We start from the raw sequence: 18,991 nt of genomic DNA, 5'->3' as shown, positions 1-18,991 counted from the left end.
GGTTACATGAAATTTTCTTCCTCGCGCGCTGTGCTTGCTGCCCTGCTGAGCTCGGTCGCAATACTTCCAACCGCGGCTTTGGCGCAGACCGCGCCTGCCGCTGAGTCGGCGATCGAGGATGCCGCATCGGACAATGACATCATCGTCACGGCCCAGAAGCGCGAAGAGAATATTCAGAATGTGCCGCTCAGCATTCTGGCGCTGGGTGAGAAAAAGCTCGATCAGCTTAACGTTACCAATTTCCAGAATTTCACCGCCTTGCTCCCGTCGGTTTCGTTCCAGAGCTCACAGCCTGGTGTGACCACCGTCTATGTCCGCGGCGTGGCCTCGGGCGGCGATGGCAATCATTCGGCGTCGCTCCCGTCGGTTGGCTTTTATCTCGATGAACAGCCGATCACGACGATCGGCGGCACGCCCGATATCCATATCTATGACGTGGCCCGGATTGAGAGCCTCGCTGGCCCGCAGGGTACGCTATACGGCGCGTCATCGGAGGCGGGCACGATCCGCATCATCACCAACAAGCCCGATCACACTGGCTTTTATGGTCGCCTTGATGGCACCGTAAACACCGTCAACAAGGGCGGCGTCGGCGGTTTGATCGAAGGCGTCATCAATGCGCCGCTGAACGAGATTATCGCGCTGCGCGTGACGGGTTTTTACCAGCATGACGCTGGTTATATTGATAACGTCCCCGGGACGCGGAGCTTCTTGCCAAGGCCGGGCGGCATCACCGTCAACAATGCTGCCTTCGTCGAAAAAGACTATAATGATTCAGATATTTATGGGGGGCGTGCAGCACTGAAGATCGACCTCGACGAGAATTGGACGGTGACGCCGACGGTGCTGTATCAGGAGCAGCGCAACAACGGCACCTTTGGCACCGACCAGTCGGTCGGTGATTTGCAGGTGCAGCATTTCTTTCCGGAAAATCGCCGTGATCGCTTCGTCCAGGCGGCGCTGACGATCCAGGGCAAGCTCGGCAATTGGGACCTCACCTATGCGGGCGCCTATTTCGATCGTAGGGCGCGCCAGGTGTCGGATTATACCGATTATGCCGAAGCATATGATTCACTCTATTCGTCTGTCGGCGGGGTTGCTGGCTATTTCTATTTCCAGAACGCGGCCGGCCAGAATATCGATTCCCGCCAGCTGATCATTGGCACCGATCACTTCACCAAGATGAGCCACGAATTCCGCGTTGCCTCGCCACAGGAAGAGCGATTCCGCATCGTCGCTGGCGGCTTTTTCCAGCGCCAGACCAACCAGATTCACCAGGAATATCTGGTGCAGGGGCTCGCCCCTAATTTGTCGGTCAACGGCTTGCCGGGGACATTATGGCTGACCGAGCAATTCCGCGTTGACCGCGACTATGCGATGTTTGGCGAGGCCAGCTATGACATCACCCCACGCCTGACCGCGACTGCGGGTGGCCGCGCCTATATCTTTGACAATTCGCTGATTGGCTTTTTCGGCTTTGGCCGTGATCCCAATGGGCCGCCGTTCAACGCGGCGGGCAGCTCGCGCACGGGCGTTGCCGGTTGCTTCACGACAACGGGCCAGGTGCTGCGCGACAACCCGACCGGCACCCTGCTGCCAGCCGCAGTAGCGGGCGGCCCCTGCACTAATTTGGCGACTTTTGCGAGCGGCACGCTCAGGCCACGCAACACCCAGGGGCAGGGCGTTACTTACCGCTTCAACCTCAGCTGGAAACCGATTGACGATGTGCTCGTCTATGGCACTGTCTCGCGCGGTTTCCGTCCGGGCGGTATCAATCGGCGCGCGACGGTTGGTCCCTATGAGGCCGATTTCCTGACCAATTATGAAATTGGCTGGAAGACGACGTTGCTCGGCGGTGCGCTGCGATTCAACGGCGCGATTTATCAGCAGGAATGGAGCGCTTTCCAATTCTCGTTCCTGGGGCAGAACAGCTTTACCGAAATCCATAACGGCCCCGATGCGCGCATTCGCGGCGTGGAAGTCGATACCAGCTATAGCAGCGGCGGCCTGTCATTGACCGGGGCGGCGTCCTATACCGATGCGCGGATCAAGCGCAATTTGTGCTCGGTCGATGATCCTACCTTCACTTGCGCTGGCGGCGGCAATTTCATTTCGGCGCCGGCCGGCACGCGTTTGCCGATCACGCCTGAATTTAAGCTGTCGGCGAGCGGGCGCTATACCGTGCCGGTCGGCAGCGCCAAGGTATATGGCCAGGCACTGGTGACCTATCAGACCTCGGCTGCATCCGATCTGCGCACGGCGGTAACCCAGGCGGGGACGGGCAACATCGTCAACCCGGCTGCGCTGCAGGGGCGGCTGGCTGCCTTTGCATCGGCCAATTTCGCCTTTGGCACGAGTTTTAAGGATTATACGCTTGAGCTGTTCGTGCAGAATGCGTTCGACGCGCGTGGTGAGCTTTCCCGTTTCCAAGAATGCGGATCATGCTCGCAGCGGCCTTATGTGGTGGTGACCACGCCGCGCACGATCGGCATCCGACTGGGCGGCAAGTTCTGAAGATTGGGGAGCGTTTTGCGCTCCCCATCACCCTGCCGCTCGGTTATCGTTGGGAAACGCTTCCCTGCAGGGCTCTCCCGGCGCTCGTTACCCAGCTTTGGGCGCCGTTGCTGGGGACACCGTCCGGACGTCGCTACCCGCCATATGCCCTGGCGCGCATTCCCTTTCTGGGGGCGGCGCGCCATTATCCCCAAGGTACCATATGCAAGCGCTCAACGGGGCGCGCAGAGGCTTGCCTGTCCCCGTGGGGACTTGTATCCCGATGTTATGTATTTCTGCTGAGACAGCGATCGGTAAATAATGGTAATTAATAATTTCATCCGATCAAAACAAAATCAGATAGTTTTCATAATTTTGGTAGTTGCTGTTTTAATGCGACTGCATGGTATAGGCTATGGCCTGCCTGCGTTGCTTGATCCAGACGAGCCGTTCTTCATGATTACTGGTCTGAAGATGATCAGAAATCAGACGTTAAATCCTGGCTGGTTTGGCCATCCGGGGACGACGATGCTGTATGCCATCGTGATCATCGAAATCGGCGTGTATGTGATTGGCCTGATGACGGGCCGGTTCGCCAATGCCGAGGCGTTTGCCGCAGCGGTATATCAGGACCCCGGGATCGCCTTTTTGCCTGCGCGCTACTTCTTTGTCGGCTGCGGTGTCCTGTGCGTATTTCTGACCTTTCTGATCGTTAAGCGGCTGTTTGGCGACCGCACGGCGCTGATCGCCGGCTTGCTGCTGGCGATTAACCCGCTGCACGTTAAATGGTCGCAAGTTGTCCGAACGGACATCCAGGCCACGGTTTTCATGCTGCTGTGCGTGCTGGCGTCGATCAGCGTCGCGCGGCGAGGGCGCTGGCGCGATTATGTGATCGCCGGTGCAATGGCTGGCCTTGCTTGTGCGACCAAATGGCCCTGCGCCGTTGTCGTGCTTTCACTGCTGGCTGTCGGGGGCAGCAGGATAGCCCGCGCTGATTGCGACCGTCGCCAGGAAATGCTGCGCTTGGCGACCGGCCTGCTCGCTGCGCCGATCACTCTGGTCCTTGTGTCTCCCTTTCTGCTTCTTGATAGCGCGACCGTCGCGACCAATGTGGGTGGCGAGGCACAGCTCCACCATTTGGGGGCGACCGGCGGCAGTTTCCTGTGGAATCTCGGTTGGTATATCGCTGATCCGCTCCGCCATGCGATTGGCGTGCTCGGCTTGGTGCTGGCGGCGCTGGGCGTTGTCCTGGCCAGTCGCCGGTCGCCAGAGGCGTTGGCGACATTGGTGCCAGTGTCCCTGGTGTTCCTGATCGCGATTTGCAGTCAGCGGATCATCTGGGCGCGCTGGATATTGCCGCTGCTGCCCTTTGTTTCGATTTTTGTCGCCGTTGCTGTTGTCGCGGCCGGTGGTTGGTTGCGCGGGACATTGCCGCGGATGCCGCAATGGGGGCTTGAGGCGGCGATGGTTGTGCTGCTGGGGGTGCCGATGGTGGCCACCGCCCATGCCGAGGCCATCGAGCGACAGCATGATACACGATCGCGCGCGGCGGACTGGGCCAAGGCCCATTTTCCGCCCGGCAGTATCGTGATGCTTGAACATCTTGGTATCGACATGCTCCCCCAACCCTGGACGTTCCTGACCCCGGCTGGCGCGGCCGGCTGTGTCAACGCCGGCTATTATCTGAAGGGCAAGATCAGTGCCGATGTGATCGGCGGGTGGCGCGGTAAATCGTCGGTCGTGGATCTGGGGACCATCGATCCGTCGACGCTTGCCGGATGCCGGGCCGATTTCGCCATTCTATCTGATTTTGATCGATATCGCGACGAAGCCGCTTATTATGAAGCTGAGCTGCGCGTCTATCGTCAATATATCAAAGGCGGCAGGCAGGTTGCCTATTTCGCGCCTTCACCAGGGCGGTCGGGCGGCCCGATCGTTCGTATTTTCCAGTTTGCCAGCGCCGCGGTTCCGGCGGTGCGCGGGCCATCAGCCGCAACGGCGGGCCAGTCGCCGCGCCCGGAGAAGCAGGTCGTCCCTTGAGGGCTAGGTCATGCAACCCCGGCGAACTGGCGACCTTCGGGCCGATGCCGACAATCGGGAATTTCCTTGTCAAACGGCTAGTTGCCGGCAGAAACCATAGCGACAGCCCGCCCATCCCATAGCGTCTCGCCCGGGTTTAGTGTCACATTTCCGAAGCATAATTCCGCCATCCGGGTGCCCAAGGGCTGGGTTGACAATGCCCCTGCACGCATCCCATAGGATTCGTTAACGCACAAAGTAGTTCCAAGGGGTGATCACCAGTGCAAGCAGTAATTCTGGCGGGGGGGGTTGGGGACCCGCCTCGGCGAAGAAACATCTGTTCGCCCAAAGCCGATGGTAGAAATTGGTGGCATGCCTATTCTTTGGCATATCATGAAAATCTATTCAGCGCATGGCGTTACTGACTTCATTATTTGCCTTGGGTATAAGGGATATCTGATTAAAGAGTTTTTTGCCAACTATTTTTTGCATACGGCCGACGTTACTATCGACTTGAAGAAAAACGCCATGAAGGTTCACCAAAACTGGAGTGAGCCCTGGCGGATTACGATGGTGGAAACCGGGGCTAATACGATGACCGGCGGACGGCTTAAGGCCATCCTACCCTATCTGCAGCCCGGCGAACCCTTTTGCTTCACCTATGGTGACGGTGTGGCATCGATTGACATAACGGCGTTGATCGCCGCCCATAAGGCGCATGGCAAGAAGGCGACGATTACCGCGGTTGCCCCACCGGGCCGTTTCGGCGCACTTGAATTTGATGGCGACCACGTCACCAGCTTCCGCGAAAAGCCAGCGGGCGATGGCGGTTTGATCAACGGTGGTTTTTTTGTTGCCCATCCATCCGTTCTCGATCTTGTCGATGGGCCGGACTCGATCTGGGAGCAGAAGCCGCTTGAGGCGCTGGCGGCTAGCCGTGAGTTGGTGGCATTTCGCCATGATGGCTTTTGGCAGGCGATGGATACGCTGCGCGATCGCAATTATCTTGAAGAGCTCTGGCAAAACGGCGCGCCCTGGAAAGTCTGGTGACCGACCAATCCTGGCGCGGCAAGCGCGTATTCCTCACCGGGCATACCGGCTTCAAGGGTAGCTGGCTGGCACTTTGGCTCGCTGATCTGGGTGCCGAAGTGACAGGCTATTCGTTGCCTGCGCCAACCGATCCCAGCTTATACGATCAGGCGCAGGTGGCCGGCGTCCTGAAGGCCGATATCCGTGGCGATGTTCGCGATCTGGAATCGCTCCGTGCGGCTATCGTCGATGCGCAGCCCGAGATGGTGTTCCATCTCGCGGCGCAGCCGCTGGTGCGGTATTCCTATGTTGAGCCGGTGGAAACCTATGCCACCAACGTGATGGGCACAGTCCATTTGCTTGAAGCCTGTCGAATGGTCGACAGCGTCAAGGCGATTGTGTGCATCACGAGCGACAAATGTTATGAAAACCGCGAATGGATTTGGCCGTATCGGGAAAATGATCCGATGGGCGGTTATGATCCCTATAGCAGCAGCAAGGGCGCTGCCGAGCTGGTCATTAATGCCTATCGCCAGTCTTTTTTTGGTCAGGGTGCCGCGATTGCTTCGGTGCGGGCGGGCAATGTCATCGGTGGCGGCGATTGGGCGGCTGACCGGTTGGTGCCCGATATCGTCCGCGCGCTTGAAGCGGGTGACCGTCCGATGATCCGATCGCCAGGGTCGGTTCGGCCATGGCAGCATGTGCTTGAGGCGCTTGGCGGGTATCTGATGATCGCCGATCGCTTGCTGGCCGGTGACCGCAGTGCAGCGACGGGATGGAATTTCGGTCCTGCCGATGATGATACCCGCCCGGTGAGCTGGATCGTTGAACGGATGCTGGCCGAATGGGGCGCGACGGGCTGGGATCGTCCCGATGGTGAACAACCCCATGAAGCGAAGCTGTTAACCTTGGATTGTTCGAAGGCGCGCCGTGAACTAGGCTGGCGCCCGGCGATGGGGCTTGGGCAGGCCTTGTCAAAGGTTGTTGAGTGGCATCAATCGGTCGCGAAGGGTTTGCCCGCGCGCGACGTTACCCTGGGCCAGCTTCGCGATTACCGGACGTCATTAGCGACGAAATTATTGGAGCGAAATTAATGGAGTTGGACCTTGCCCCAAATGTTAAGGCCCTTGAAGCGATGACCGCAGGCTATGACGAGCAGCAATTTCGCCAGGCCATTCTGGACATGGTCGGCCAATATGCGCGCGAATTTCACGCGCCCAAGCCGTTCGTTTATGGCGAAAGCCCGGTCCCTGTTTCCGGCAAGGTCTATGGCGAGGCAGATATGCGGTCGCTGGTCGATTCAGCGCTTGATTTCTGGCTGACGACCGGCCGTTTCAACGAACAGTTCGAAGCGCAGCTGGCGGCCCGAATGGGCTCGCGCTTCGCGTTGACGGTCAATTCCGGATCGTCAGCAAATCTGTTGGCATTGTCGACCCTGTTCTCGCATTATTTCCGCGGCGATGCCCTGAAGGCGGGCGATGAAATCATCACCGTGGCAACGGGCTTCCCGACCACAGTCAACCCGGCACTGCAATATGGCATGGTGCCGGTGTTCGTCGACGTCGATCTGCCGACCTACAACATCAAGCCCGAGATGATCGAGGCGGCCGTTTCCAGCAAGACCCGGGCGATCATGCTGGCGCATACGCTGGGTAACCCGTTCAACCTGGCCGAGGTGATGCGGGTGGCGGAAAAGTACAAGCTTTGGGTGGTCGAAGATTGCTGCGATGCCCTTGGTGCTACCTATAATGGCCAAGGCGTTGGGACGTTCGGCCATGTCGGGACGCTGAGCTTCTATCCTGCACACCACATCACAATGGGCGAAGGCGGCGCGGTGTTCACCGATAAGCCGATGATCAAGCGTGTGCTTGAATCGATGCGCGATTGGGGGCGTGATTGCTGGTGTGCGCCAGGCAAGGACAATACGTGCGGCAAGCGGTTCGAGCGTCGGCTCGGTGATTTGCCGCACGGCTATGATCACAAATATACCTATAGCCATGCCGGTTATAACCTGAAGATCACGGATATGCAGGCCGCCGTCGGCGTGACGCAGCTCGCGCGCGCGGATGAGTTTATTGCCGCACGACGCCGGAATTTCGACTTGCTGACGGAATTGCTGCGGCCGTTGGAAGATGTGTTGATGTTGCCAGAGGCGACGCCAAACAGCGATCCATCGTGGTTCGGCTATGCGATCACCGTTCGGCCGGGGGCACATTTCACACGTGACCAGCTGACCCGGCATCTCGATGAGAATCGCATCGGCACGCGGTTGCTGTTCGGCGGCAATCTGCTGCGTCAGCCTTATATGAAGGGGCGCCCGCACCGTGTGGTTGGCGATCTGACCAATGCCGATATCGTGACTTCCAATACCTTCTGGATCGGGCTCTATCCTGGTTTGACGGAGGATCATCTGGGCTTTGCCGTCGATACCATTACGAAGTTTATACGTGGCTGAAGCTGCTATTACCTGTGTCGCGACGGTCCAGCGTCGGTTTCGGCCGGCAAGGCCATGACCACGCCTGCGCCGATCGTCATCACTGGTCCAACCGGATGGATCGGCACGGCGATGCTCGCCTATTTGTCGCGCCAGCCGGGGGGTTGGGCGGAACGGGTGTCGCTGTTTGGTTCAAGCGCCCGGCAGGTAACCGCAGCCGATGGTACGGCGCTGGCGATGCGCGCGCTGGAAACGCTCAAACCTGCTGATCTTGATGGCGCGATTGTGGTTCATCTGGCCTATCTGACGAAGGAAAAGGTCGATCTGCTCGGGGAGCGTCGCTTCAGCGATACAAATCTGGAAATTGACGACCAATTGCTAACGGCGCTTGCTGGCGCGAAGCCGAAAAGCGTGTTTGTCGCCTCTTCTGGGGCGGCGATGCTCGCTGCGACGGGGCGCGACCGGCACCCCTATGGCATGAGCAAGCTGCGGCAGGAGGATCGTTTTCGCGCTTGGGCGGTTAAGACTGCTACGCCGCTCATTGTCGGGCGGATTTTTAATCTGGCCGGTCCGTATATCAACAAGATAGACTCCTATGCGATCGGTTCCTTTGTTGGCCAGGCCAAACGGTCTGGATCGATCCAGATCGATGCCCAGGTGCCGGTGTTTCGATCCTATTTGCACGTTGACGATCTTTGCGCGTTGATCGTAAGGGCCGGGCAGGCGGGGCTGGGACGACCCGTGCCGATTGATTTTTGCGGTGCTGAAACGGTGGAAATGAGCGATACGGCGTTGGCCGTTGCCCATCAATTGGGCGGCGGTATCGCCATCGGGCGGCGTCCGGTCGATTGGTCAAAGCCCAGTGCCTATTTGGGCGATTTTACCGATACGAAGGTTCTGGCCATGGAATTGGACCTCCCATTGGCCCCGTTTTCCGCTCAGGTGGCGGATACGGTGCGCTGGATTGAGGTTTCGGGTCTTTGATTAAGGCGAAGCTTGGATTATCTGCTCGGGATGAGATGACGCTTGGGTGAGCGGCCCCCTGACCAAAAAATTGGCCGGGATCAAATAGATGGGGTCATCGGACGAAAAAGATGGGTTAACCTACGATCGGATGGCTGGGGGATGAGGCGAGCCATGCGCCGATCGATAGCAAAAACAAGATTCTGAAGGGGAACTTCAATGTCGAATGAGATTTTTCAAGATTTGTTCGTGCTGGAATTAGCTAACAACCATTGGGGCAAGATCGAGCGCGGCTTGAAAATCATTCACGATTTCGCTGAAGTGGTCCGGACAAATCATGTTCGGGCGGCGATCAAACTGCAGTTTCGTGACGTCGATAATTTCATCCATCAGGATTTTCGCGATCGCGGTGATGTCCGCTATATCAAGAAGACCATTGATACGCATTTGCCATGGGAAAGCCTGCGCCGGATGGTGGAAGCCGTGCGCGATGCTGGCATGGTGACGATGGTAACACCGTTCGACGAAGTTTCGGTCGATAAATGCGTTGAATTCGGTGTCGATGTGCTCAAGATCGCCAGTTCGGACATCCGCGACAAGACACTGCTGCGCAAGATGGCCTCCACTGGCCTGCCTGTCGTCGCCTCGTCAGGCGGCGCAAATGCCGAGCACATTGATGCGCTGGTCGATTATTTCACGTCGCGCGGCATTCCGTTCGCTCTCAATCATTGCGTGTCGCTCTACCCGTCAGAAGATAGCGATTTGGAACTCAATCAGATCGATTATCTCCGCGACCGTTACCCACACATCACTGTCGGCTTGTCGACGCATGAATATCGCGATTGGCACGATTCAATCTTGATCGCCTATGGCAAGGGCGCGCGCACGTTCGAACGTCATATCGATATCGATTATGAAGGCGTGCCGGTCAGCTCCTATTGCACCAAGCCCGAACAGGCAGATGTGTGGTTCAAGGCCTTCAACAAGGCCAAGGAAATGTGCGGTGGTGCAGCAGATGCGCGTCGCGTCGTGCCCGAAGCGGAGCGCCGCTATCTCGATGCGCTGGTTCGCGGCGTTTATGCCAAGCGCGACCTGCCAGCCGGCTATGTCCTGACGGATGCCGATGTCTATCATGCTGTGCCGTTGCTCAAGGGGCAGATTTCGACCCGCGAATTCGAAAGCGGTGAGAAACTCACAATGGGGGTTTCCGCCAATCATGGCCTGCTGATTTCTGCCATCGATGCGCCCTATAAGCGCGATGCCGATCTGGTTGCGCTTATCACGGATCGCGGCCTTGATCTGGCGATCGAAAATTCTGAACAGGCCATCAGGCGCGCCACCGCAGCTTAGCCACCGCAGCTTAATCGCCGTAATTTCTTGAGTGGATGGCTGGAAACCCGGCCGGTTGCGGCGGTGCAACCGGCCGGTCTTGCAGTTACAGGAGCGTCAATGACCAAGGTTCGTCTGTCCGATTATGTCGCCCAGCTGCTGGTCGATCACGGTGTGCGTCATGTGTTTATGCTGACAGGCGGCGGCGCGATGCATCTGAATGATGCCTTGGGGCGCGCCGAAGGGCTCCGCTATGTTTGCTGCCACCATGAGCAAGCGCTGGCGATGGCAGCGGAAAGCTACACGCGTCTGTCGGGGCGGATTGCCGCGGTGAACGTGACGACGGGGCCAGGCGGTATCAATGCGCTGAACGGCGTCCATGGCGCTTATACGGATTCGATCGCCATGATCGTGCTGTCGGGCCAGGTGAAGCGGGAAACGCTGGCTGGCAATGCGCCGGTTCGGCTGCGGCAATTGGGGGATCAGGAAGCCGATACGGTCGCGATCGTAAAGCCGATCACCAAGTTCGCCGCAATGATTTCTGATCCACAGGACATCCGGTATCTGATGGAAAAGGCCCTCTGGCTGGCCACAACCGGTCGGCCTGGCCCGGTCTGGATTGATATTCCGATTGATATTCAGGCGATGCCCATCGATCCAACGACCCTGCGCGGTTTCGATCCCCGGATTGAGGGTTATGGGCGCGATTTTGCCTTGCCGGCCGAATATGGCTGGTTGACCGGCGATCCGCTGCGCGCTGCAGCGCGGGAAGTTGTCGTGGCGTTGCGAGAGGCAAAGCGTCCGGTGTTGCTGCCGGGCACGGGCGTGCGGATCAGCGGATCGCATGATGTTTTCCTGAAGATTGCTGAAAAGCTTGGCATCCCGATTGCGCCGGGCTGGAATGCGCAGGACGTCGTCGACGATTCCAATCCCTGTTATGTCGGTCGCCCGGGTACGGTTGGCGATCGAGCGGGTAACTTTGCCGTGCAGAATTCGGATCTGCTGCTGGTGCTTGGCTGCCGGCTCAATATCCGCCAGATCAGCTACAACTTCTCCGCCTTCGCGCGGGCCGCAAAGAAGATCATGGTTGATATCGACGCGGCAGAAATCGCCAAGCCAACGCTTTCAATTGATATGCCGATCCATGCGGATCTCTCCACCTTCCTGCCCATTCTGCTCGAAGAGCTTGAGGGGTACGAGGTGCCGACCGCCCACAAAGAGTATCTCGATTGGGCAATGGCGCGCCGCCATCGCTATAACCCGGTGCTCCCCGAATATTGGGAAACCAAGGGCGTCATCAATCCCTATTGCTTTACCGAGGTGCTATTCAAGCATCTCCAGGACAATGAAGTGATCGTGATGGCTGATGCAACGGCGGCTGTCGTGACGGTGCAGGCGGCCAAGTTAAAGCCTGGCCAGCGGATTTATTCCAATTCGGGCGCTGCATCGATGGGCTATGATCTGCCCGCGACCATCGGTGCCTGGCACGCGATGCCGGACGGTGCCGAGCGGATCATCTGCATGGTGGGGGATGGATCGATCATGCAGAATCTTCAGGAGCTGCAAACGATCATTGGCCAGAATATTCCGGCGAAGATTTTCCTCTACAATAACTCCGGTTATCATTCGATCCGCCAGGCGCAACAGGCTTATCTTAATGGCTTTTCGGTTGGCTGTGGCCCCGATTCCGGGGTGACTTTTCCTGATTTTGGCAAGATCGTGCAGGCGTTCGGCTTCTCCTATATCTCAACGACGGACCATGCCGAAATGGAAGAAGCCATCCGTAAAACACTGGCGACGCCTGGCGCCGCGGTGTGTGAGGTCTTTATCGACAAAACACAGAATTTCGCGCCCAAGGTGTCGTCGCGCCGACTGGAGGACGGGTCGATGGTGACAGCACCGATGGAGGATCTCGCGCCGTTCCTGTCGCGCGAGGAACTCCAGGAGAATATGCTGATTCCGTTGATTGGCTAACGCGTGATGCGCTTGCCCGCGCTTCTGTTTGATCTGGATGGCACGCTGGTCGATAGCGCAACGGATATTGCACGGGCGCTATCGATCGTCAGCCAGAGCAGGGGTGGGCAGATCATCGATCCAGCAGTCGTCCGGCCGCTGGTGAGCTTGGGTGCCGCAGTTGTTGTCCGCCGCGCGCTTGGCGCGGTTGCCGGGGACGAGATCGACGATTTGGCGCGTTTTCGTCAAGCGCTTGGATCGTTGGCGCCGGACAAAACCATTATCTTCGATGGGGTCAACGCGACGCTGACGGCGCTTGCCGATGCAGGATTTTCGATGGCGATCGTAACCAACAAGCCCGAAGCGCTCAGCCGTCATTTGCTGCGCGGTCTGGCACTCGATCATTTCTTTGCTGCAATCGTTGGCGGGGATAGCGCTAAGTTGCCCAAGCCGGACCGATCGCCGCTTGATCTGGCGCGGCAGCAGATGGGGATGGCGGGGGATGCGGGGGTGATGATTGGGGACAGTAGTGTCGATGCCGCCGCGGCGAGGGCGGGGGGCGTTCCTTTCGTGCTTTATGAGCGGGGATATGGCGCGAAAGAATGTGCGACGGGCGACATTGCCCGGCGTTTCGACCATTTCGCCGATCTTCCCCGAATCCTCACTGAATTGAGCATTGAGATCGACAGGGCGGCTAGCCGGTGAGGACAATATTTCGATGGTTCTGCCCAAGGGGGCATGGTAGTTCGCCGGCAATCATGACCCGCAACCAAGCCGTATTCAAACAGAGATTGATGATATTTTTATGATCAGTTTAGCCCATGTTTTCGGCAATTTGTCGGTAGCGCGCCGGACTTCCCGACGCTGGCGTGGGACAGTCTTTGCCCCGGCGATGATCGGGATTGCGGCGGTCATTGCTGTGGCCAGCCCCGCTGCGGCCCAAACCGGCGGGCGCCAGACCGCGCAGGCCTATGGCTCGCCGACCGCGCCTGACCTGTCACAACCAAGCAACCAGAGTGCCGACCAGTCGCGCCCGGCGCAGCTGCAATCGGACCCCAAGATCGAACCGGTCGATATTCAAAGTTCGGATCGCAGCCGAGAGGCGAAGAGCGAAACGGAGCAAAAAATCGAACAAAGCCTGCTCCAGGCGACCGTTAATGCGCGCCTGAAGCCATTGGAGCCGAGCCAGTTCGAATTATTTGTTGCCGAAACACTCGGACGCAGGCTCCCGCGGTTTGGTGCAGACCTGTTGCTGCCCAGTAATCGCGATTATGCCGTGCCCGCGACGGCAACGGTGCCACCCGATTATATCGTGAATGTGGGCGACACGATCACGATCGGCCTGACCGGATCGGTCGAGGGTAGCGTCGATGTCGACATTGATACCGAGGGCAAGATATTCCTGCCCAAAGTCGGGTCGATCATGGTGGCCGGTGTGCGCTACCGGGACCTGCACAATACGGTCGCGGCGGCGCTGGGGCGCCAATATCGCGGCTATGACGTGGCGGTCAGCATCAAAAAGCTGCGCGGTATTCGGGTTTATGTGACCGGTTTTGCCAATAATCCTGGCGCCTATTCGGTCAATAGTCTGTCGACGATGGTCAATGCCGTGCTTGCTGCGGGCGGGCCTTCGTCCGGCGGTAGCCTTCGTTCGGTCAAGCTGTTCCGCAATGGTCGGCTTGTCACCGATTTCGATCTTTATGACCTGATCTTGCGGGGCGATCGTTCCCGCGATGCCGTTCTGCAAAATGAGGATGTGCTGTTTATCGCCCCGCTCGGCCGCCAGGTTGCCATTACCGGCAGCGTCAATAGCGAAGCGGTTTATGAGGCGCGGGAAGGCGACAATCTGGAATCGGTTATTGCCTATGCTGGCGGGACGAATGACCTTGCCGACAATGCCAGGGTCCTGCTGTACCGGCTTACCCAGCCCAAGCTGATCAATGGCCGCGAGCTGACGCGCGCTGAATCCGCAGCGACGATGGTGACGGGCGGCGACATTCTGCAGATCCTTTCGGAAGGCACGCTGCGGCGCCCGCTGGCAAATCAGGCGGTGTTGGTGCGGATTGAAGGCGAGGTGAACGCGCCGGGCAGTTATTTCGTGCCGCCAAACTCCACTCTGGCCGATGTGCTGGCGCGCGCAGGCGGATTGAGCAGCCAGGCGTTTGTCTATGGCACCCGGCTGGAGCGCCTGTCGGTCAAGCGGCAGCAGCGGGAGAGCTTTGCGGAGGCGATTAATCAGCTCGAATTCGCCTTGCTCTCGACGCCAATTACCAGCTCGGACATCTCCAATAGCGGGGATCGCAGTGCGCAGCTTCAGGCGGCGACGGCTGCACTTGCCAAATTACGTGCGGCAGAACCGGACGGGCGCGTTGTGCTCAATCTGACGCCGGGCAGCTCGGCACTCCCGGAAACGCTGGTCATGGAAAATAACGATCGCATCGTGATCCCGCCACGGCCGGCTACGGTGGGCGTCTTTGGGGCGGTCTTTCGCCCGGCGTCATTCTTGATCGAGGGAGAAAAGGGGCTGCGGATCAGCGATTACATCGAACGCGCCGGCGGCAAGCAACGCTCTGCCGATGGGGGGAACACGATTGTCGTTCGCGCCAATGGCGATGTCCTGTCGCGTCGGCGCGGGGCGCTGAACGCCTTGGCGCTGCCGGGTGATGTCGTGTTCGTCCCGATCAAAACCCAGTCGTCGTCGATCCTGGCCAAGATTCGCGATATCAGTGCGATCATCTTCCAGATTGGCATCAGCGCGGCTGCTTTTGTGGCGGTCGCAAAATGACGCCCCCGAAGGACATTATCGGTGCCCTGCGAAACAGTCGCTATCTGCATGATCGCCGCAAGCGGTTGACGATCTTTGCGGTTCTGATTGTGCTGTGCGGCCTGCTGACGCTTTTCCCCCAACGCTATCATGCAGCAATGACGATGACGCCAACTGACCCGGCCAGCCTTGGCCTGAGCAGCGCGCTTGGGGAATCGGGCGCCGTCAACAGCGTGTTTGGCACACAGGCTGCCGTTGAAGTCGTCCTGAAAGTTGGTCGGAGCAAGCAGACTCGAATTGATGTTATTCGAAGGCTCGACCTAAAAAAGAAGCTCGGCATCGCTTCAACTGAAGCTGCCGTCCGGTGGGTCGATCGTGCGGTTGATATCCGATCGTTGCGTGGCGGCATCGTCACGATCGAGACGTGGGAGACTGACCCGGATCTGGCGCTTGGATTGGTCGGCGCGCTTGCTGATTCGACGCGCGACAGCTTGGCCCGGATTGGTAAGCGGCAGACAGCATATAAGCGAACAGTGCTCGCACGGTTGCTCAGGGACGCTGACAAAAAGCTTGTCGATGCGCAAAACAACTATGATCGGTTTCGACTGGTGACGCGCTACGCGCAGCCCGCAAATGTGATCGCCGGTATTGGGACCAGGGTTGCCTATCTGAAGGAAGTGATCCGTTCGAAGGAAACGCAGCTCTTTGCTGCGCGGCAGTTTGCGACCGATCAAAATCAATCGGTACGGCAATTGTTGGCAGAGATTGCGTCGCTAAAGGATCAACTCAAAAGATCCGTGTCAGTTGACGACAAGCAGCTCGATTCAGTGGGCGATGTGGTCGAGAAATCGACCCGCGTCAGGGAATTGGAGCGCATTCTGGAGATCGCCCATGCCCGCCATGATAATTATGAGCGGTTGTTTGAAGGCACATCGGTGGAGGATATCACCAAGGACGCCGTGGTTCGCATTATCGAGGAGCCCTATATTGATGCCGATCGCCAATATAACCTAATCCCGATGATGATCGGGCTGCTGCTTGCAATGTTGGCGGTGGCTATCGAGTTTTACGGCCTTCGCCCTCCAGTTGGTAACAAGGGCCAATAGCAATGGAAACATTGTCGCTGGTCAGCACCCCCGAAATCTCGGTTGTGATTCCTTGTTACAACGAAGAGGAGAATGTCGCCGCGATTGCGGCTGCGGTGATCGTTGAGCTGGAGCCGATCACCGATTCCTTCGATATCATCATTATCGATAACGCCTCGACCGACCGAACGGTTGAAATCGCACGGTCGCTGTGCCGCGACGATGGCAGGATAAAGCTGATCGCCAATGCCCGCAATTTTGGCCAGATGCGGTCACCGACCCATGCCATTTTCCAGGCGGGCGGCCGGGCCATTATCGGAATCTGTGCCGACTTTGAAGATCCACCGTCGCTGATCCCGCAATTCGTGGAAAGGTGGCGCGCGGGGACCCAGATTGTTCTGGGGGTATCCAGAGCGCAGCCGACCAGCCGATTGCACGGCTGGCTTCGCCAGACCTATTATCGTTTTACCGAGCGTTTCGGCGACTACGCCGTCATCCCGAATGCGACCGGCTTCGGGCTGTATGATCGAAAGGTTGTGCGCGCGATTGAATCGCTGCGGGAGCCGGAGCCGTTTTTTCGCGGCATGCTGGTCGAAACCGGATATTCGATTGAAACCATCACCTATGATCGCGCGACGCGACGCGGCGGACGATCGAGCAATAATTTTTTCACGTTGCTGGACTTTGCCCTGTCCAGCCTAGCGAGTTTTTCCAAAAAGCTGGTTCGATTACCGCTTTACGTTGGTGTGAGCCTGGGATTTTTGGCGGGGCTGATGATTTTGGCAACGCCCTTGGTGTGGCTCGCGCGGATCAGTTTGGCCGGGTGGTTGTTCGCTTGTGCTCTAGAAGTGCAAATTGCCCTGCTTTTCGTTTTTTTAGGCCTAATGGGCGATCAGCTTCGCCTTGTGTCAGAGCGCACGCGCCAGACCCCACTTGTGTTTGAGAGCGAGCGCCTAAATTTCCCCGGGGACTATTGATCCAATGGGAAGCTTGTTCAACGTTGCGCGCCTGATTGAACTTGTTCGCTTCTACCAAGCGGCCCTGGTCAATGCTGCATTTGGTTTCGGTCTCTATCTTATTTTTATTCGAATGGGCCTGAATATATATTTGGCGCAGATCTTGTCGCACGTGATGGGCATGGCATTTAACTATTTCACCTATAGCCACCACGTTTTTCGCGGCGCTGCGCCAGCGAAATTGCGCTTTGCGGCAACCTATACGATAAATTATTTCATCGGCCTTGGCCTATTATTTATCGGATCATATTTTATTAAATCGCCATATCTGCTTGGTTTCATTATTTTAGTACTTGTGTCTGTCATTAACTACATTTTTTTGAAGAACATTGTTTTTGTAAAGAAGCTGACCTTGTGATCGCATGGCGATCTTGGATTGAACCTCGGCGGTGGGTTGAGCCATTATTGGCCATCATTGTCCTAGGGGGGCTGATTAGGGCAATTTCCCATATTTATTATAATGGATATTTGCCGCAGCCCTATTTTTATGATCCGGCCGACACCTGGATGGACTGGTTCAATACCGCGGATTGGGCACGCGACGCTGGGGTGTATGATAGCTGGCGTACTGTCTACGCCCCGCTCAGCTTAGTTTTCCTGCGCACGTTCGGGATGTCGCGCTGCTATGAAGGGGGCGGGCTAGATTCGGCCTATTATGCGCGGGCGTGTGACTGGCCCGGCGTTGTCATGCTCCATGCGATCTATGCGCTGGACATTTTTCTCGTTGCCCGAGCGTATTTTAAGACCGACCGAAGCACCGCTCTGCCACGAGCGATCGCGATCGCCATGGGGCTTCCCCTGACCGCGGCGCTGGAGCGCGGTAACCTGATCATCCTTTGCTTCACGTGTGTGATCTTGGCTTTTGGGCCGATTTTCAAATCGGCAAGGCTCCGGTGGCTGGCCCTTGGTATGGCCATGAACCTGAAAATTTACATGATTGCGTTGCTTTTTCCGCAACTGCTTCGGCGGCGCTGGCGTTGGTTTGAGGGGGCGGCGATTAGTGCCGTTTTTGTTTATGTTGTCAGCTACGCGCTTTTGGGCCGTGGGTCGCCCTTAGAGATTTATACCAATATTGTTGCCTTCCAGAACCAGACATCACCCAACCAGTTTCTCGATGTGTTCTATCAGGCGACGTTTGCGCCGTTGATCCAGCTGCTGAATAACCAGTCATTCCCGGTGACGTCGCTTATCGGCTCCCAAAACGTTGAGACCTTGCTCATTGTGTTGCCGTGGTTGTTGCGGCTGACGCAGCTCGCCATTTTCTGTGCAGTTGTCGGAATCTGGCTGCGCCCTGAAGTAATGTCGATGTATCGTATCACTAATCTTGGTATTTCATTTGCATTAATCACCGTCGAATCCGGCGGATATACGCATTTATTTCCGATATTTTTTACATTCTTTGAAAAATGGAAGGGCTTTTGGCCGAAGGTAGCGATTATTTGCTGCTACGCGCTGTCATTTCAATTTGACTATATATTGGATCGAACACCGCCATTGGTTCATGATAGTTTTTTCAATAATAGTACAATATTCGTTACCTATTATATCATGCTTGGTTCGTTTATTCGGCCATTGTTTTTCTATATGATCCCGTTCGCCTTATCCTGCGCAACGATTATCGCGGTTTACCGCGACATTGCTGCGAAGGGCTGGCAATCACGACATCGGTTTCGCCATGATCTGCCGGTCTTCACGTGATCGCTTCAAAGATGTGATGGTGCAGCGGCGCTAGCCCTTGGCCAGTTGGTCTGCGGGGAGGTGCTATGGAATTGGCTGGCCGGGTCCACATGCTAGAGTCGTTCTGATTTAGAGCGATTTTCGATCATGCTGCATCGTATCCGCATGGGGCGAAATAATTGGCGCATTCCTGTGGTGAGTAGAGGTTGAGGATGCGACCGATGGCTTC

14 protein-coding genes are annotated in these 18,991 nt (G+C 57.4%); all 14 read left to right on the top strand.

Annotated elements, in window-relative coordinates; genetic code table 11:
- Window positions 1-6 precede the first annotated feature (6 nt).
- Entirely contained in the window at window positions 7-2,514 is a 2,508-nt protein-coding gene (locus B7Y43_RS16215) for a TonB-dependent receptor (protein WP_374132716.1), read from the top strand.
- A 507-nt stretch (window positions 2,515-3,021) separates the two neighbouring features.
- The gene (locus B7Y43_RS16210) at window positions 3,022-4,533 is read left to right on the top strand and encodes an ArnT family glycosyltransferase (RefSeq protein ID WP_374132715.1); all 1,512 of its coding nucleotides are present in this window, start codon (window positions 3,022-3,024) and stop codon (window positions 4,531-4,533) included.
- 288 nt (window positions 4,534-4,821) lie between these two features.
- Entirely contained in the window at window positions 4,822-5,562 is a 741-nt protein-coding gene (gene rfbF / locus B7Y43_RS16205) for a glucose-1-phosphate cytidylyltransferase (protein WP_374132714.1), read from the top strand.
- The gene (rfbG, locus tag B7Y43_RS16200; RefSeq protein WP_374132713.1) at window positions 5,559-6,635 is read left to right on the top strand and encodes a CDP-glucose 4,6-dehydratase; all 1,077 of its coding nucleotides are present in this window, start codon (window positions 5,559-5,561) and stop codon (window positions 6,633-6,635) included. Before rfbF ends, rfbG begins: the two co-directional genes overlap by 4 nt.
- A 41-nt stretch (window positions 6,636-6,676) precedes the next feature.
- Window positions 6,677-7,996, top strand: coding sequence for a lipopolysaccharide biosynthesis protein RfbH (gene rfbH, locus B7Y43_RS16195; RefSeq protein ID WP_374132712.1), 1,320 nt, complete (start codon window positions 6,677-6,679; stop codon window positions 7,994-7,996).
- Between the two features lie 54 nt (window positions 7,997-8,050).
- On the top strand, window positions 8,051-8,959 hold the full coding sequence (locus B7Y43_RS16190; RefSeq protein WP_374132711.1) for an NAD(P)-dependent oxidoreductase: 909 nt from the start codon (window positions 8,051-8,053) through the stop codon (window positions 8,957-8,959).
- 198 nt (window positions 8,960-9,157) lie between these two features.
- Window positions 9,158-10,288, top strand: coding sequence for an N-acetylneuraminate synthase family protein (locus B7Y43_RS16185; protein WP_374132710.1), 1,131 nt, complete (start codon window positions 9,158-9,160; stop codon window positions 10,286-10,288).
- Window positions 10,289-10,387: 99 nt separating this feature from the next.
- Window positions 10,388-12,241 carry a thiamine pyrophosphate-binding protein gene (locus B7Y43_RS16180; protein WP_374132709.1) on the top strand — a complete coding sequence of 618 codons (1,854 nt, stop codon included), beginning with the start codon at window positions 10,388-10,390 and terminating at the stop codon, window positions 12,239-12,241.
- A 6-nt stretch (window positions 12,242-12,247) separates the two neighbouring features.
- The gene (locus B7Y43_RS16175) at window positions 12,248-12,925 is read left to right on the top strand and encodes an HAD-IA family hydrolase (protein ID WP_374132745.1); all 678 of its coding nucleotides are present in this window, start codon (window positions 12,248-12,250) and stop codon (window positions 12,923-12,925) included.
- Window positions 12,926-13,025: 100 nt separating this feature from the next.
- Window positions 13,026-15,005 carry an SLBB domain-containing protein gene (locus B7Y43_RS16170; RefSeq protein ID WP_374132708.1) on the top strand — a complete coding sequence of 660 codons (1,980 nt, stop codon included), beginning with the start codon at window positions 13,026-13,028 and terminating at the stop codon, window positions 15,003-15,005.
- Window positions 15,002-16,090 carry a hypothetical protein gene (locus B7Y43_RS16165; protein ID WP_374132707.1) on the top strand — a complete coding sequence of 363 codons (1,089 nt, stop codon included), beginning with the start codon at window positions 15,002-15,004 and terminating at the stop codon, window positions 16,088-16,090. Before B7Y43_RS16170 ends, B7Y43_RS16165 begins: the two co-directional genes overlap by 4 nt.
- A gap of 2 nt (window positions 16,091-16,092) precedes the next feature.
- Window positions 16,093-17,046, top strand: a complete 954-nt coding sequence (locus B7Y43_RS16160) for a glycosyltransferase family 2 protein (protein WP_374132706.1) — start codon at window positions 16,093-16,095, stop codon at window positions 17,044-17,046.
- Between the two features lie 4 nt (window positions 17,047-17,050).
- Window positions 17,051-17,443, top strand: coding sequence for a GtrA family protein (locus B7Y43_RS16155; protein ID WP_374132705.1), 393 nt, complete (start codon window positions 17,051-17,053; stop codon window positions 17,441-17,443).
- Window positions 17,444-17,490: 47 nt separating this feature from the next.
- Window positions 17,491-18,783: a glycosyltransferase family 87 protein gene (locus B7Y43_RS16150; RefSeq protein WP_374132704.1), complete on the top strand. Its 1,293-nt coding sequence runs from the start codon at window positions 17,491-17,493 to the stop codon at window positions 18,781-18,783.
- Window positions 18,784-18,991: the final 208 nt, after the last annotated feature.

Source organism: Sphingomonas sp. 28-62-20 (genome assembly GCF_002281505.1).
This window is presented reverse-complemented; position numbering and strand designations above follow the sequence as displayed.